The organism is Aeromonas sp. ASNIH8 (assembly GCF_002919855.1).
GTDB lineage: Bacteria > Pseudomonadota > Gammaproteobacteria > Enterobacterales > Aeromonadaceae > Aeromonas > Aeromonas caviae.
In genome coordinates this window covers 14010-29786 of the sequence record NZ_PQLN01000064.1, presented here as the reverse complement: position 1 = coordinate 29786, position 15777 = coordinate 14010, and the positions used below count along the sequence as shown (strand labels likewise).

At 62.0% G+C, this 15777-nt stretch carries 13 protein-coding genes and 3 tRNA genes; 13 read left to right on the top strand and 3 right to left on the bottom strand.

All coding sequences use genetic code 11. The features are described 5' to 3' along the window. Positions 1–7 precede the first annotated feature (7 nt). The 3 genes from C3418_RS16110 to dauA form a co-directional block, all read right to left on the bottom strand. Entirely contained in the window at positions 8–1315 is a 1308-nt protein-coding gene (locus C3418_RS16110) for a site-specific integrase (protein ID WP_240035823.1), read from the bottom strand. Positions 1316–1398: 83 nt separating this feature from the next. Then, a tRNA-Ser gene (locus C3418_RS16105) sits at positions 1399–1486 on the bottom strand. 270 nt (positions 1487–1756) lie between these two features. Beyond that, complete coding sequence (gene dauA, locus C3418_RS16100; RefSeq protein ID WP_052814862.1) at positions 1757–3493, bottom strand: C4-dicarboxylic acid transporter DauA; 1737 nt, start codon at positions 3491–3493, stop codon at positions 1757–1759. Positions 3494–4044: 551 nt separating this feature from the next. Here dauA and C3418_RS16090 point away from each other — a divergent pair. The 13 genes from C3418_RS16090 (at position 4045) to C3418_RS16030 (ending at position 15707) form a co-directional block, all read left to right on the top strand. Beyond that, positions 4045–4120: transfer RNA gene (locus tag C3418_RS16090), tRNA-Asn, on the top strand. 2 nt (positions 4121–4122) lie between these two features. Then, positions 4123–4198: transfer RNA gene (locus C3418_RS16085), tRNA-Asn, on the top strand. A 173-nt stretch (positions 4199–4371) separates the two neighbouring features. Continuing rightward, complete coding sequence (locus C3418_RS16080; RefSeq protein WP_041212882.1) at positions 4372–5382, top strand: AraC family transcriptional regulator; 1011 nt, start codon at positions 4372–4374, stop codon at positions 5380–5382. Positions 5383–5560: 178 nt separating this feature from the next. Then, positions 5561–5695: a hypothetical protein gene (locus tag C3418_RS24770; RefSeq protein ID WP_257707510.1), complete on the top strand. Its 135-nt coding sequence runs from the start codon at positions 5561–5563 to the stop codon at positions 5693–5695. After that, positions 5692–6531 carry an oxidoreductase gene (locus C3418_RS16070; protein WP_052814861.1) on the top strand — a complete coding sequence of 280 codons (840 nt, stop codon included), beginning with the start codon at positions 5692–5694 and terminating at the stop codon, positions 6529–6531. Before C3418_RS24770 ends, C3418_RS16070 begins: the two co-directional genes overlap by 4 nt. Before the next feature lie 349 nt (positions 6532–6880). Further along, a complete protein-coding gene (locus C3418_RS16065; RefSeq protein ID WP_041212881.1) occupies positions 6881–8317 on the top strand; it encodes a circularly permuted type 2 ATP-grasp protein in 1437 nt (478 codons plus the stop codon). Then, positions 8311–9237, top strand: a complete 927-nt coding sequence (locus C3418_RS16060) for an alpha-E domain-containing protein (protein WP_052814860.1) — start codon at positions 8311–8313, stop codon at positions 9235–9237. The genes C3418_RS16065 and C3418_RS16060 overlap by 7 nt, the downstream gene beginning before the upstream one ends. After that, on the top strand, positions 9234–10034 hold the full coding sequence (locus C3418_RS16055; RefSeq protein WP_010674395.1) for a transglutaminase family protein: 801 nt from the start codon (positions 9234–9236) through the stop codon (positions 10032–10034). The genes C3418_RS16060 and C3418_RS16055 overlap by 4 nt, the downstream gene beginning before the upstream one ends. Positions 10035–10065: 31 nt before the next feature. Further along, positions 10066–10767, top strand: a complete 702-nt coding sequence (locus C3418_RS16050; RefSeq protein ID WP_010674394.1) for a peptidase — start codon at positions 10066–10068, stop codon at positions 10765–10767. Positions 10768–10849: 82 nt separating this feature from the next. Beyond that, positions 10850–11335, top strand: a complete 486-nt coding sequence (locus tag C3418_RS16045) for a YqhA family protein (RefSeq protein WP_010674393.1) — start codon at positions 10850–10852, stop codon at positions 11333–11335. Between the two features lie 118 nt (positions 11336–11453). Further along, positions 11454–11903 carry a hypothetical protein gene (locus tag C3418_RS16040; RefSeq protein WP_041212878.1) on the top strand — a complete coding sequence of 150 codons (450 nt, stop codon included), beginning with the start codon at positions 11454–11456 and terminating at the stop codon, positions 11901–11903. Between the two features lie 4 nt (positions 11904–11907). Then, the gene (locus C3418_RS16035) at positions 11908–14868 is read left to right on the top strand and encodes a YncE family protein (RefSeq protein ID WP_161957731.1); all 2961 of its coding nucleotides are present in this window, start codon (positions 11908–11910) and stop codon (positions 14866–14868) included. After that, positions 14868–15707 (top strand): FTR1 family protein, encoded by an 840-nt coding sequence (locus C3418_RS16030; RefSeq protein WP_052814858.1) that lies wholly within the window; start codon positions 14868–14870, stop codon positions 15705–15707. The genes C3418_RS16035 and C3418_RS16030 overlap by 1 nt, the downstream gene beginning before the upstream one ends. Positions 15708–15777 lie beyond the last annotated feature (70 nt).

The window sequence follows — 15777 nt, the reverse complement described above, 5'->3', positions numbered from 1 at the left end:
GTCATCTTTACGGTGATTTTCCCCCTGACAGCAGGTGGTGGGGTATCAGGTCGGTAGGAAGGGATTGGATTTTCTCATTCAGCAGCCTAATGTTCACACGTTTGCCATAGCGGCCAAACGTCAGGCCATTTTTACTGTGTCCCGCAAGTTCGGCCACAATATGCTCAGCAACGTCCGCCTGTTGCAGCTCATCGATAAACGTGTGTCTCATCCCGTAAATGGTGGGGCGGCCCTGACCTACGATGCCAGCATCATTGAGGTGGCGTTGGAAGCGACAGGTGATGTTATGCGCCCAGTCGTCGTCTTTGCCTGATGGTTGGTCATCGAACAAAAATACCTTCCCTTGACTGCGACGACTCTCCACATAGTCCAGGAATTGATGTCCAATCAACGCACTATGCAACGGCACGGTACGGTACGCATTGGCAGTTTTGAGCTGTTGATCCGCCTCTCCCGCATCGACCATCAGACACCAAATCCCCTCAACCTGTTTGATGTTGTGAGTTTTGAGCTGGCAAGCCTCGGAGGGTCGCAGCCCGGCATACAGGCACAGCAGGGGCACCCACCAGTCTTGAACTCTCAATTTTTTGCCTTTCTGGGATTGTTTGCTGCGCAGGCTGGCAAACAGCTGAGCCAGTTGAGGGCGATGCCAGCGCACTCGCTCCTCATCCGCCCGTTTGTGCGGCTTCTTGCCTGCCGTCAACCCATCAAAAGGGTTACGGCTGCAATAGTCCAGCGCCACGCACCAACGGAAGAACTGTTTCAGGGCGGCGAGGTAATCTCCTTTGGTTTTGAAACTGAGGTTGGTCTTGCGCAGCAAGCTGTTGCGGTACTCCTGCGCCAGAGCGGGCGTCACCTCATCGACTTTAACCCCTTTGGCCCAGGTGACGAAGGCGTTGATCCGAAGTTGGAGCTGGCCCACCGACCTATGCTGGATCCCCTCACTGGTTTTAGTCTCGATGAATCTCGCCAATGCGTGGGTGAGCATGATCCCACTGCTGGGGCAAGCTGGGGCATCAACAGAAGGTTCACGAGGTGTGGAAGGTGTTTGAGGAGGGATGAACCCCGCGACTTTGAAAGCGTCAAGATCGGCGCGGATCCAGCGATAGAAACTGCGGGGGGAAGTATCAGCAGGGGTAGCCGCGATCAGTGCGCGAGTGCGAGCTGCCACTGCTAGGTTGCGGTCTACGGCGAGCTGACGATCTTTGGTGCAAAGGGAAGTACGGATAGCGAAGGGCAAGCCACGGTCACGTAGTGACTTAGGCAGCGGGAGACGAGTGTAGTAGGTGCCGGAGGCATTTTTACTCAGATACATGATTGTTCCACCTAGTTGATCCAGGAAAAAAATCACGTAAGTCTAGAAATGAAAAAACCCGTTGAAATTCAACGGGTTATATTTGGCGGTGAGGGAGGGATTCGAACCCTCGATACGTTGCCGTATACACACTTTCCAGGCGTGCTCCTTCAGCCACTCGGACACCTCACCAAATTTTCACTGCTTGAAGTGGCTTTCGGAGCACGCTGCGCGTGCATCTTGCCGACTTCGTCGGTGGGCAGCCACTCGGACACCGCACCCAATTTTGGTCTGTGCTTTAACGTGTTCAGCCAACACGAATTCGCTGCGCCGTTGCGCTGGAACGGGGCGTAATGTAAGGGATAGGCGCGAGGCGGTCAATGCAATTTTTTATCTTTTGCCACTGTTTGCTCAATAAGCGAACCAAGTGACTAAAAATATGCCATTTCCTATCCCTTTCCATCAATTTTCAACCGCTTCGTGCAAATGTTCTCCTCGAATCGCCTCTTCCAGCGAGCCGTAGAACTCCAGCTCTCCCGCCACCGGACGCACCTTGGCCCGCGCCAGGGTCTTGAGGGGCTGGAATTGCAATTCAGCCACCTTGAGACGGACCCCCACCTTGGCCATGCGTTTTGCGAACTGCTGGAAGGCGGTGAGACCGCCAGCATCCAGGATGGAGACCGCCTCCATTTGCAGGATCAACTCCTTGTGGTCCTTCACCTGGGCAAGCAACTCGTCAAAGACCCGCTCGGCGGCGGCAAAGAACAGTGGCCCGTTGATCTTGTAGACAAGGGTCGAGGGGGACACCTCGCTGGCATAGCGCTTGTGATCCGCCAGGTTGTGCAGCCTGGTCATCTTGGCTATCTCGCGCATGAACAGCAAAGAGGCCAGGATCACCCCGAAGGTGATGGCGATGACCATGTCGAAGATGACGGTCAGCGACAGGCAGACCAGCAGCACCAGTACATCGGATTTGGGCGCCCGGCGCACCAGATCCACCACCTTGTGGGCCTCGCTCATGTTCCAGGCCACCAGCAGCAACAGGGCGGCCATGGCAGAGAGCGGCAACCAGGAGAGCCAGGGCGCCAGCACCAGGATGGCGGCCAGCACCACCAGCGCATGGACGATACCGGAGATGGGAGAAGTGGCCCCGGCCCGCACGTTGGCGGCGGAGCGGGCGATGGCGGCCGTCGCCGTGATGCCGCCGAAGAAGGGCGCCAGTATGTTGCCGAGCCCCTGCCCCAGCAGCTCGCCATTGGAGCTGTGCTTGCGACCCGTCATGCCGTCCAGCACCACGGCGCAGAGCAGGGATTCGATGGCCCCCAGCATGGCCATGGAGAAGGCGGCGGGCAGCAGTCTCTGGATGGCGGCCAGGTTCCACTCCACCGGTGCCCCGTCCGGCCCCGGCAGCGCCCAGGGCATCACCAGGGTCGGCGCGATGGGGGGGATCCCCATGCCCTGGGTACCGTCGGCCAAGGTATAGCTGAACTTGCTGCCGATGGTGGCCACGTCCACCCCGAACTGGTGCAGGCCAAAGCCCAGGCCCACCCCCACCAGCACGGCGGGCAGGTGGCCGGGGACCGGCAGACGCAGCCTAGGCCAGAGCAGCAGCACCGCCAGGGTCGCCACCCCCACCAGGGTGTCCCCCCACTGCCAGCTGGGCAGGGCATGAGCCAGCGCCTGCACCTTGCCGAGGTAGGTTTCCGGCATCTCGGGCACCTGCAGGCCGAAGAAATCCTTGATCTGCAGGGTGGCGATCACGATGGCGATACCGCCGGTAAAACCCAGGGTCACCGAGGGCGGAATGTATTCGATGAGGCGGCCGAGGCGCGCCATCCCCATGGCCACCAGGAAGCAGCCCGAGATCAGGGTGGCCATCAAAAGCCCCCCCACCCCGAACTGCTGGGCCACCGGGTAGAGGATCACCACGAAGGCGGCGGTGGGCCCCGAGATGGAGAAGCGGGAGCCGCCGGTCACGGCGATCACGATACCGGCGATGATGGCGGTGTAGAGCCCGTGCTGGGGCGGCACCCCACTGGCGATGGCCAGTGCCATGGCAAGGGGAATGGCGATGATGCCGACCGTGATGCCGGCGATGAGGTCGCGGCCAAAGCGCGCCACGCTGTAGGGTTCGTCAATGCAGGATTGGCGCAATGCGATGGCCAGCTTCACGCCTTGTAAGGAAGCTTGATTGTGCATGTCTAGGGTAATACCAGAAGAGGGAGACAAAGGCCGGGGTGAACCGGCACCCGATCATCATCAAGGGCCGGCAGAGCTGTCGACGCGGCGATGGTATCGAAGGCAACCATACCCGACCCGGCCAGATAATTCGATGGGCAGGATCAAGAAATGGCCATTACCCCGCATTATTGTCATCGATAGCTCGCATATCGCCGATTTTCCCTGCCATTCCTTTAATAGATCCCTGGTCATCGCGAACCGGCACCTCCCTCGCATCCCCCACACCTCAGAGGCAAGCCCATCGACAGGGGCGACATCGCCGATTTTCATCGGTTCCCGCCATGATCGGCTTATCCATTGCCTCGCCCCCTCCAGGCCGATGGCACCTTCATCGCCAGCCCGACCGTGGCCGCAGGCAGGGCATCTCAAGCTGCTGATTGTGCTGAAAATAGTCCACAGCGCCCAAGTTTTGGGCAAACGGGCCGAAAAGCCCTTTTTCCGTGGAGTGGCGGGTTGACACCCGTCCGGGGGATCATTAATATCCGCTGCGTCTCGACGAGACAGGCAATTCCTCCTTAGTTCAGTCGGTAGAACGGCGGACTGTTAATCCGTATGTCACTGGTTCAAGTCCAGTAGGAGGAGCCAATTCCCTCGTAGTTCAGTCGGTAGAACGGCGGACTGTTAATCCGTATGTCACAGGTTCAAGTCCTGTCGAGGGAGCCATATTCCATGCCTCAAAGGCCCGATCGCAAGATCGGGCCTTTTTGTTTTGCCTGTCTCTGGCATCCAATGCCACCACATTGGCGCCTTTTGCATGTCAATGCTCTCGCCCTGCCCCCTATACTGGTCCTCATTCCGCTAGCACTGACTTCACCTCGCACGGCAAAGGCGCACGCATGGCACACAAATCTCACTTTTCCCTGGACGTCGGATGGCAGCTACTGCTCAAAGACCTTGGCCTGCCATCCAGGCATGTCTTGCGCAGGGCACTGCTGCCGGAAGACACGTTGTCGCGCGAGAATCATGGGTTGACCACCGATGAGTATTTCCGTTTCTGGCGGGCGCTGGAGCAGGAAGCCAATGACGTCCTGTTTCCCTTGCGGCTCATCGAGACCGTTTCCAGCGAAGTCTTCAGTCCCCCCTTGTTTGCCGCCCTGTGCAGCCCGGATCTGATGCGGGCTGTCCAGCGGCTGGCCAAATACAAGGCGCTCGTTGCCCCCATGAGCCTCGAGATCTCGGTAGGCTCCTGGGGAGAGATGACGCTCTCCCCTCGCTGGCAAGGAGGGCACACCGAGGTCCCGGTCTCCCTGCAGGTGGTGGAACTCGCCTTCTTTGTCCGACTGGCACAGATCGCCACACGTGAGGCGATCTGTGCCGTGCGAGTGACACTGCCTGCGCTCCCTGCTGGAAAGGCACTGCAGCGCTACGAGCGCTTCTTCGGCACCGCCATCACACTTGGAACCCATGCCAGCATTACGTTTTCTGCCGTGGACGTGCTGCGCCCCTTTCTCACGAGCAACGAGGGGATGTGGCAAGCCTTCGAGCCCGAGCTGCGTCGCCAGTTGTGCGAAATGGACTCTGCCGCCACCACGGCGGAGCGGGTGCATGCCGTTCTGCTCGAGCTCTTGCCAAGCAACTCGGCCACCATTGAGGTGGCGGCAAGTCGCTTGGGCATGAGCAAGAGAACCCTGCAACGCCGGCTGGAAGAGGAAGGGGAAAACTTTCGAGCCCTGGTCAGCGAGACGCGAAGAAGGCTCGCCTGCCACTACCTTGAGCACACCACCCTGTCTGGAGGGGAGATAGCCTTTCTGCTTGGCTTCGAAGATCCCAACTCCTTCTACCGCGCATTCCAGGATTGGACCGGGCGGACGCTGGAAAGCACTCGCCAGTCATATCGATTCAACTGAGGTCAGCCTCATGACCACCCATATCAATCCCGTCGCGTGCTGCTCGCCGGGGCCACCTTCGCCGTCGCTGGCAGCCGGGAGGCATTTAGCGCCGTCGACTTCACGGCCAATCTGGCCGCCGCCAGGGCCGCGGTCAAGGACGGTGATCGCCGCACAGGCTGACTCGAAAGCAATAGGGATGGCGCAGTTCGATGGCGTCATGGCGCCGTTTGCCAGAACCATGGCATCACGGGTCGGATATGGTATCGATACCGCAGGCAAGCCGATTCTGGACTCGCATGCGATTCATTTTGCTCAAGGATCTTCCATATGAACTCAAACGTTGTGCTCGTCACCGCCTCCTCCTCCGGTATCGGAGCGGCCACCGCCATGAAACTGAAGGCTCTAGGATTCACCGTGTATGCCGCAGCGCGGCGCATCGAACGCATGCAATGCCTGACAGACGCGGGGATCCGCGTCATCGCCATGGATGTGACCCAGGATGCATCTATGCAGGCAGGAGTTGAGAGAATCATCACCGAAACCGGCAAGATCGACGTACTGGTCAACAATGCCGGGTATGGCTCCTACGGCTCGGTTGAAGAAGTCTCTCTCGAGGAGGGTCGCACCCAGTTTGACGTCAATGTGTTTGGCGCCGTTCGCCTCATCCAGCTGGTGCTGCCCCACATGCGCGCCCGACAGACTGGCACCATAGTCAACATCACCTCCATGGGCGGCAAGATCCACACCCCGCTAGGAGCCTGGTACCACGGAACCAAGTTCGCACTGGAGGCCATCAGCGATTGCCTTCGCATGGAGGTGGAACCCTTTGGCATCAATGTAGTAGTGGTAGAACCGGGTGGCATCAAGACCGAGTGGGCCGACATTGCCGCGCAAAAACTGCGCGAGGTCTCCGGCGAGGGGCCTTATGGTCACCAGGCCCTCCCCATGGGGGAGTCCATGATCGGACGCGCCAGCCGCCAGCGCCAGTCCCCGCCGGAACTCATCGCGGATACCATCGCCAAGGCGGTCCAGACCCGTCGCCCCAAGACCCGCTATGCCGTTGGTTTTGGGGCCAGGCCGATGATCTTCCTGCGCCGCTTGTTGCCGGATCGTGCATTTGACCGCTTCATGCGCCTTGCTACAGGGATCCCGCACCAACGCGGCTGACCCAGTCCACCGACACCTCACCCAGGATAGGCTTGCGCCTGAAAGCCCGGCCATCGGCCGGGTTCTTTCTTACCCCCTGCCCCACCTCGGGGCAAGGGCGCTCGCCTTCCACCCCCGCATCCCGCTGCGCCCGTCCCTTGCCCTCATGGCCTGTTGCCACAAGATAGCGCAGGCTTACCCTCTATGGGGTACCACTCTGGTGCGCCCTGCCTTGCCCCGTGATGACATAAAAGTCATCCATATGATTTTTGAATGAAAAATTACTGACACTGGCCTCGATAGCGACTCAATTGGCTGGCACAGCCCTTGCACTTTGTGATGTACGCAGGGACGTCACAAGGAGTTGCCTATGCTGCCCATCAAGCCCCCCGGACCCGGTTGTTACGACGAGATGCTGCTCACCGACAACCAGTTTCGCGATCATTACCACGCCTACCTCTCGTGGCTGCACCAGACCGACGAGAAGAGCATAGAGCGCAAGCGCGAGGAGGCCGACCTGCTGTTTCGCCGGGTCGGCATCACCTTCAACGTCTACGGAGACGGGGACGGCGCCGAGCGCCTCATCCCGTTCGACAGCATTCCCCGCATCATTCCCGCCCGGGAGTGGCAACACCTGGATCTGGGGATCCGCCAGCGGGTCACCGCCCTCAACGCCTTTCTGCACGACATCTATCACGATCAGCGCATCCTGAAGGCGGGGGTGATCCCGGCCGCCCAGATCCTCACCAATGCCCAGTACCAGCCCTGCATGCAGGGGGTCGACCTGCACCGGGACACCTATGTCCACATCACCGGGGTCGACATCATCCGCAACCACGACGGTGAGTACTATGTGCTGGAGGACAACCTGCGCACCCCCTCCGGGGTCTCCTACATGCTGGAGAACCGCAAGATGATGATGCGCCTCTTCCCGGAGCTGTTTCACAACCAGCCCATCGCCCCGGTGGAGCGCTACCCGGCCCTGTTGCTGCAGACCCTGCGCGAGAGCAGCCCTGTGGACAACCCCTGCGTGGTGGTGATGACCCCGGGACGCTTCAACAGCGCCTACTTCGAGCACAGCTTCCTCGCCCAGCAGATGGGGGTGGAGCTGGTGGAGAGCGCGGATCTGGTGGTCAAGGATGGCCAGGTGCTGATGCGCACCACCACGGGGCTGAAAAGGGTGGATGTCATCTATCGCCGCATCGACGACGACTTCCTCGATCCCCTCGCCTTCAACCCGGACTCCCTCATCGGCGTGCCCGGGCTGCTCTCGGTCTACCGCGCCGGCGGCGTGGTACTGGCCAATGCCATCGGCACCGGGGTGGCGGATGACAAGTCCATCTACCCCTATGTGCCGGAGATGATCCGCTTCTATCTGGGGGAAGATCCCATTCTCAACAACGTGCCCACCTGGCAGTGCCGCGAGCCGGCTGCCCTCTCCCACGTGCTGGCCAATCTGGAGGAGCTGGTGGTCAAGGAGGTCCATGGCGCCGGCGGCTACGGCATGCTTATCGGCCCCTGCGCCAGTCGCGAGGAGCTGGCCCGTTTTCGCGAGCTGCTCAAGGCGCGGCCGGACAACTACATCGCCCAGCCGACCCTCTCCCTCTCCACCTGCCCGACCTTCGTCGACGCCGGTATCGCCCCCCGCCACATCGATCTGCGCCCCTTCGTTCTCACGGGGCAGGAGCTGCGCCTGGTACCGGGCGGCCTGACTCGGGTCGCCCTCACCGAAGGCTCCCTGGTGGTCAACTCCTCCCAGGGTGGTGGCACCAAGGACACCTGGGTCATGGAGGGCAGCCCATGCTGAGCCGCACCGCAAGCGAACTTTACTGGATGTCCCGCCACCTGGAGCGGGCGGAGAACACGGCGCGCATGCTGGACGTCACCCAGACCATGTCGCTGATGCCCTCCATCGACGCCGATCACAGCGAGCTGGTGGCGCCTCTCACCATCAGCGGCACCCATGAGCCCTTCCTGGCCCGCTACGGCCAGGTGAACATGGAGAACCTGCTGCAATTTTTCTGCTTCGACGAGGAGAACCCGAGCAGCATCTTCAGTTGTCTGCGCATGGCCAGGGACAACGCCCACGCCGTGCGGGGCAAGATCCCCGGTGAGGTGTGGGAGAGCATCAACGCCGCCTGGATAGAGATCCGCCGACGCCGCCAGGCGGGGCTGTCCAGCGGCCAGGCCCAGGAGTTCTTCGACTGGATCAAGGAGCGCTCCCACCAGTTTCGCGGCGCCACCTATGGCACCATCATGCGCGGTGACGTGCTCTGGTTCCTGCGCCTTGGCACCTTCATCGAGCGGGCCGACAACACGGCACGCATCCTGACCGTGAAGTATCAGGTGATCCGGGAGGAGGAGGACAGCGTGCGCGAGTTCTACCGCTGGAACGCCCTGTTGCGGTCAGTGGGCGCTTACGAGGCCCACCAGACCCTCTACAAGACGCTCTCCCATGCCTCCATCGCCGAGCTGCTGATCCTGCGCAATGACGTGCCGCGCTCCCTGCGGGCCTGTCTCGACGAGATGGAGCTGATCCTTGCCCAGATCGAGGGCAACGCCGGTCAGACGCCCCGGCGCCTGACCACCATACTCAACGCCCATCTGACCTATGGCGCCATCGACGATGTCTTTGCCCTCGGCATGCAGGAGTACCTGAGTGATTTCCTCAGCGACATCGGCGCCATCGGCCAGAGCATCCACGCCGCCTACCTGGAGGTATTATGAGACTCATCATCGATCACCAGACCCGCTACCACTATGCCGACGTGGTGCGCCGCAGCACCCAGTACCTGCGCCTGACCCCCCACAGCACGGCCCGCCAGCAGATCCTCTCCTGGGAGCTGGAGCTGCCGGGGGAGGCCACCTGCACCACGGACGGTTACGGCAACATACTGCATGTGCTAAGCCTGGAGTCCCCCCACGAGGGGATCCTGATCCGCGCCCACGGGGAGGTGGAGATCTGCGACGACGCCCCGGAAGATGAGGAGTCCTCCCTCATCTCTCCCCTGAGCTACCTGAGGCCCACCCCCCTCACCCGACCGACCCCGGCCCTGCAGGATCTCGCGAAGGCCTGCCTGCCAGAGGAGCCGACCCTGGCCGACTTGCAGAGCCTGATGGCACGCATCCTGGTGCTGATGCCCTATCAGCCCGGCAGCACGGATGCCACCTTCAGCGCCGACGAGGCACTTGCTTCGGGCAGCGGCGTCTGTCAGGACCACACCCATGTCTTCCTGACCTGCTGCCGCCACGCCGGCCTGCCGGCCCGGTACGTGAGCGGTTACCTCTACAGCCAGGACAACAGCCACGTGGCGATGCACGCCTGGGCCGAGGTGTGGATCGAGGAGCGCTGGCACACGTTCGACGTCACCAACCTCACCAGCTCCACCAGCGAGCACCTCAAGCTCGCAGTCGGCATGGATTATCTGGATGCCTGTCCGGTGCGCGGCGTGCGCTATGGCGGCGGGTGCGAGCAGCTGCAGAGCCAGGCGCAGGTGACCCGCCTGGATGGACAGCAGCAATGAAGACCGGGAGAGTCCTGGCGGGAGCGCGGTCATGACCTATTGCGTCGCCATGTGCCTGCAAGACGGCATGGTGTTTGCGTCCGACTCGCGCACCAATGCGGGGGTGGATCACATCGCCACCTTCCGCAAATTGCACCTCTTCACCCGGGAGGACAGGGTGATAGTGCTGCAAAGCGCGGGCAATCTGGCCACCACCCAGAGCGTCATCAGCCTGCTGACGGAGGGGCAGGAGCTCCTTGCCCTCCCCAGCCTCTACGAGGCTGCCGCCCTCATCGGCCAGACCATACGCACCGTCATCAGCCGGGATGGGGGTCAGCAGCAGGGCCATATCAACTTCGGCTGCAACATCCTGCTGGGGGGGCAGATCCGGGGGGAGCGCCACCGCCTGTTCCACATCTATCCGGAGGGCAACTTCATCGAGGCGAGCGCCGACACCCCCTACTTCCAGATTGGTGAGAGCAAGTACGGCAAACCCATCATCGATCGCATCATCCACCATGAGACGCCGCTTCAGACCGCATTGCAGTGCGCCCTCATCTCCATCGACTCGACCCTGCGCAGCAATCTGTCGGTGGGCTTGCCCCTGGATGCCCTGGTCTATCACGAGGGCAGCTTCTCGGCGACGAACCAGCACCGCATCACCGAACAGAACCCCCATTTCGTGGCGCTGCGAAAGGCCTGGGGCGAGGGGTTGCAGCAGTTGTTCCAGGGCCTGCCCACTTTCCCCCTCTAGGCCGGGCGGGAGGCGCCAAGGCGCTTTCCCGCTCCTTTCTTTCCGGATATTCTGGCTGCCTTCCTTTTCGATGGAGTTTCCCATGCGCCGCTTCAACGTCATGCTCAACGGCAGCCGGTTGATGATGTTCCCCTTCTATGTCTGCATCCTTATCTGTGTCGCCCTCCTGATGGTGAAGTTCGCCATGCAGCTCTATGTGCTGTGCCGCGACATCATCGACATCCACTATCTGGATCTCATCACGGGGGTACTCACCCTGGTGGACTTCGTGCTGGTGGCCCAGATGCTGATCCTGGTGGCCATCTGCGGCTACGTGCAGTTCATCAAGACCCCGGAGCAGCGAGCGGCCCTCGGCGACAACTGGCTCAGCAAGATCAACTTCGCGTCCCTCAAGCTCATCGTCATCAACTCTCTGGTGACCATCGCCGGCATCGAGGTGCTCAAAGCCTTCCTTGACGACGGCACCGGCAACGAGATCGAGATGAAGTGGTCGGTCATCGTCTTCCTCGCCTTCTCCACCGCGGCACTTATCTATGCGGTGACCGAGCGGCTGGCGGAGCACAAATAGGGCCCGGCGCCATTCAGGGTCTATTCATCAAGAGCCGAATTGATAACTCTTTTCATTACCCTTACTGCATTGTAAACTTGCTCGCCCCGGGCTGAACCGCCCGGGAGCTGGAGCACCCATGACGAGTCTTTCCCTCTCACCACGACACTGCTGGCAGTGGCTGGCCTATCACCATCAGGCGGCCGAGGGTGCTCTTTATCTGATGTTTTTCTCCGGCCTGCTGCTGTGGGAACCCCTGACGCCGACCTGGTCCCTGGCACGCTGGAACCTGTTTTTGCACGTCGCCCTCTCGCTCACCCTGTTCCCCTTGCTGTTTGGCGCCTTCTGGCTCTCCCATCGCAGCCTGCTGCGCAAAAGCCGCAAGCCTTTTCTGCGCACCACGGGGCGCATCATCGAAGCCTTGCTGCTGGTCTGTCTGGCAAGCGGACTGGTGCTGGTGCTGCACGGCACCCCGGGGGATAGCCTCGGCAACCTTGCCAGCTGGGCCCACTGGCTGAGCGCCCTCGCGTTGACGCCCCTGGTGCTGCGCCACGCCTGGCGCTGGACCATCTTGAAATGGCGCACCTGATCTTATGTTGAAGTTGTTGTTATCCCTGATGTTGGCCGCCCTGCTGCTGGGGACCGCCTCGGCCCGGGAGATGGGCACCGCCATGATTGCCTATGACGAGGGGAGCGCCCCGCACCTCGTCACCGCCAACCAGAGTGCTGGCTCCGTCACCCTGCTCGAACGGGGCACTGGCAAGCGACTCAACGAGGTGCAGCTGGGGGGCGATCTGCGCCAGCTGGCCCGCGCCGATGACGGCACCCTGCTGGTCACCGATTACAGCGGCGATCGCCTGCTGCTCTTGGATGATGAACTCGAGCTGGAAAAGGCGATCCCCACCGGCCATAGGCCCTATGGCGTAATCTTCGATGCCAAGCGGCAGTGGTTCTGGGTCACGCTGTTCGAGGGAGGGCGCCTTCAGGCTTATGACAGGGCGGGCAACCTCCAGCTGGATGCAAAAACCGCCGAGACTCCCCGCGGGCTGGCATTGACCGACGACGATCGCCTGCTGCTCACCCACGCCATGACAGGCCAGCTCGCCATCTATGATCTCGCCAAGCTTGAGAAGGGCGCTACCCTCCCCAAGCCCAAGCTCATCACCCTGGCGGAAACCCACAGCGATACCCCGAGCGACTCCCAGGGCTTGCCGCGCCTACTGGACGGCATCGCCCTCTCCCCCGATGGCAGCGAAGCCTGGCTGCCCCACGTGCTCTGGAGTTTCGATCACCCCTTCCAGTTTCAGAGCACCGTCTTCCCGGCCGTCTCCATCATCGATCTCGATGAAGAGAAGGAGCGGGTCGATGAAAGAAAACAGCTCTTTTTGCAGATCAACCTGCCCAGCGTCGGCAACCGCAGCCAGATCGTCTCCAACCCGTTCGCGGCGCGCTTCGCCGCCGATGGCAAGCGGGTCTACCTGACCCTGGCGGGTTCCGAAGACTTGCTGGTGTTCGACCTGTCGCGCAGCGGCAAGCAGAACAGCAACCGCCACCGCCGCAAGAAGTTTCAGGGGGGCGCCAAGGCGACCCAGCTCTTGCGTCACCTGCCGGGCCAGAATCCGCGCGATCTGCTGATCGATGGCGACCACATCCTGGTGCACAACGTCATGGGGCAGGATCTCACCCGCCTCAATAGCGGCGGCAGCGGCCCGTTTGCCCGGGTCACCGTCGATGTGCCCCACTTCGCCAAGCTGGTAGAGACCGATCCCCGCCCCGCAGCCCTCAAGCGCGGTGAGCGGTTGTTCAACCTGGGTAATACTGCCGCCAACAGCCGCTTCCCCATGGCGGGGGACAACTGGATGAGCTGCAACTCCTGCCATCTGGACGGGTTCAACTTCACCAACCGCTATCTGATGGCGGCCCATCGCCAGCAGAGCGGCGACAACGCCATCAACGGCCACGCCAACCTCGCCAACATGGTGGCGGGGGACTTTATCGGCGAATACCTGCGCATGACCCAGCAGACCCAGGGCGGCATGGGCCATGACACCCGCGATGGGGCCGAGCCGGTCGACCCCGCGAGGCCCCATCCCGAGGTGCAGGCGATGATGGAGGATCTGCACGCTTTCGTGACCAGTGATGGCAACCTCCCCTATCTGGCCAACTGGCTTAGGCTCGATGCCCCGCGCAGGGATCCTGCCAAGGCGCCGACCACTCATCCGAAGGAGTGGCTCAACTCCGCCTCCTGCCAGAACTGCCACCAACAGGCGTTCAAGGACTGGAGCGAGAGCAACCACCGGCTGATGGGCAACTCCCACCCCTACTACAAGGTGGTGCAGGCGCTGGCCCGCGAAACCGAAGGGGAGGCCTTCGGCCAGTGGTGCCAGGGCTGTCACATGCCCCAGCAGGTGATGAACGGCCAGACTGATCTGCCCAAGGGCTCTCACATGTTCGAGCAGGGCGGTGCTTCGCTCATTGCGGCCCACCAGAAAGGCGAGCCCGTGGTGGAGGAAGGGACTGGCTGTGTGCTCTGTCATCGCATCACCAAGCTCGAGGATGCCGGCGGCAACAGCGCCTTTACGGTCAATTTGAAAGACCGCGAGAGCTATGTGTTCGAGGATACCCCGGGGGGCAGCCTCCAGCACTGGCTGGCAGAGCGGCAGATCAACGCCCGCCCCGCCATGCACAAGGCCTCCTACCAGAAGGATTTCTACCGGGACGCGGCCCTGTGCAAGTCGTGCCACAACGAGTTCGCCCCCGGCACCGGCGCCAATATCGTCAACACCTGGGATGAGTGGGAAAAATCCAGCTTCGCCAAAGCCGAAGATCCTGCCAAACGGCGCACCTGCATCGACTGCCACATGAACCCTACACCTGGCAACGGCGGCGCGCCGGTGGCGGGCCAGTCCACCGAAAACGGCACCGTGAAAGAGCGGCTCTATCGCCACAACTTTACCGGCGCCCAGCATCAGCTGGTGGGGCTGAGGAGTGCAACCCTTGAGCAGGAGAGCCTGGCGCTCTTGCGCTCCAGCGCCACCCTCTCGGCCCGCATTGAAAACCAGAGCGGCCAACCCGCACTGGTGGTGAGAGTCGCCAACACCGGCGCCGGCCACGCCCTGCCCACCGGGGTCGCCGATTTCCGTGAACTCTGGCTGGAGCTGACCGTTACCGACGCCAGCGGCAAGCTGGTGCTTGAAAGCGGCCAGCCGGTGAACGGCGCCGTCCCTGAGGATGCGCGGCTGTTCAGAAAAGTGTTCGGCGATGCCGAGGGCAAGCCGGTGGGGCTCAAGTTCTGGCGCTATGCCAAGCTCCTTGAAGACACCCGCATCCCGGCCGATGGCTCGCGCGATGAAACCTGGCCGCTGCCGGCGGACGCTCAGGGGCCCTTCAAGGCCGATATCAGACTCAATTTCCGCACCTACCCCAAGTGGGTCAATGATGCGGTGCGCGCCGCCGAGCCGAGCTTGCCGGAGCCCCCCATAGTGCTACTCAATCGGCTGCAACTGACCCTGCAGCCCCTCCCCGTTACGCCCGATACGGAGCCTCAATCCTGATGTTCGCAAGTTTTCTCATTACCCTGCGCGAGGGGCTGGAAGCCTTCCTGCTGGTCGGCATCTGCCTCTCCTACCTCGCCAAGCTGGGGGCAAGCCGCTACAACAAGTTCATCTATCTGGGGGTGGGGCTGGGTCTTATCGCCTCCCTCGTCGTCGCCTTCCTGTTCCAGGTGGTGGTGAGCCAGTTCGAGAGCGAGCGCTATAACCATTTGCTGATGGCGGGGATCCTGATGTTCGCCACCCTGGTGCTCACCTATATGGCTATCTGGATGCAAAAACAGGCCAAATCCCAGGTGGGGGCCATGACGGCGCGCATCGATGCCGCCATCGACGGTGGCAACCTGTTTGGTCTGGTGCTGCTCGCCTTCCTGGCTGTGATGCGCGAAGGCTTTGAAACCGTGCTCTTCTTCTCGGCCCTGGTCTACTCCGGGCAAGGGGTGGATCTGCACCAGGGGCTGATGGGGGCGCTGGCCGGACTGCTGGTCTCTGTGGTGCTGGTGTGGGGGCTGCTGCGCTCCACCCGCAAGGTGGCGCTGGCCCCCTTCTTCCGCTGGACCGGCCTGCTCATCATCATCATCGCCGCAGGCTTGCTCTCGTCCGCCGTCAACATGTTGCAGGCAGCGGACGTCATCACCTTCTGGGCAACGCCGGTCTTCAACATCAGCCACATCCTCGACGATCAGGGGGTATTCGGCACCTTCCTGCGCGCCCTGTTTGGCTACAACGCCTCACCGGCCGGCCTGCAGTTGCTGACCTGGGCCAGCTACCTCATGATCTTTGTCACCCTCTGGCATCGCAGCTATCGCCCCCAGGGGAGCGCTGCCCCGACCAAGGGCTGAGCCCGGGGATCACACTCTGTTCGGGAGCCGCGCACAGGCGGGCTCCCCCAGCTATCACGCCGTTTCGGAA

Excerpts from the sequence above, each read along its gene's own strand:
- C3418_RS16110 (WP_240035823.1), bottom strand. The coding sequence starts at position 1,315 with ATGTATCTGAGTAAAAATGCCTCCGGCACCTACTACACTCGTCTCCCG.
- dauA (WP_052814862.1), bottom strand. The coding sequence starts at position 3,493 with ATGCACAATCAAGCTTCCTTACAAGGCGTGAAGCTGGCCATCGCATTG.
- C3418_RS16080 (WP_041212882.1), top strand. The coding sequence starts at position 4,372 with ATGGCACACAAATCTCACTTTTCCCTGGACGTCGGATGGCAGCTACTG.
- C3418_RS24770 (WP_257707510.1), top strand. The coding sequence starts at position 5,561 with ATGGCGCAGTTCGATGGCGTCATGGCGCCGTTTGCCAGAACCATGGCA.
- C3418_RS16070 (WP_052814861.1), top strand. The coding sequence starts at position 5,692 with ATGAACTCAAACGTTGTGCTCGTCACCGCCTCCTCCTCCGGTATCGGA.
- C3418_RS16065 (WP_041212881.1), top strand. The coding sequence starts at position 6,881 with ATGCTGCCCATCAAGCCCCCCGGACCCGGTTGTTACGACGAGATGCTG.
- C3418_RS16060 (WP_052814860.1), top strand. The coding sequence starts at position 8,311 with ATGCTGAGCCGCACCGCAAGCGAACTTTACTGGATGTCCCGCCACCTG.
- C3418_RS16055 (WP_010674395.1), top strand. The coding sequence starts at position 9,234 with ATGAGACTCATCATCGATCACCAGACCCGCTACCACTATGCCGACGTG.
- C3418_RS16050 (WP_010674394.1), top strand. The coding sequence starts at position 10,066 with ATGACCTATTGCGTCGCCATGTGCCTGCAAGACGGCATGGTGTTTGCG.
- C3418_RS16045 (WP_010674393.1), top strand. The coding sequence starts at position 10,850 with ATGCGCCGCTTCAACGTCATGCTCAACGGCAGCCGGTTGATGATGTTC.
- C3418_RS16040 (WP_041212878.1), top strand. The coding sequence starts at position 11,454 with ATGACGAGTCTTTCCCTCTCACCACGACACTGCTGGCAGTGGCTGGCC.
- C3418_RS16035 (WP_161957731.1), top strand. The coding sequence starts at position 11,908 with ATGTTGAAGTTGTTGTTATCCCTGATGTTGGCCGCCCTGCTGCTGGGG.
- C3418_RS16030 (WP_052814858.1), top strand. The coding sequence starts at position 14,868 with ATGTTCGCAAGTTTTCTCATTACCCTGCGCGAGGGGCTGGAAGCCTTC.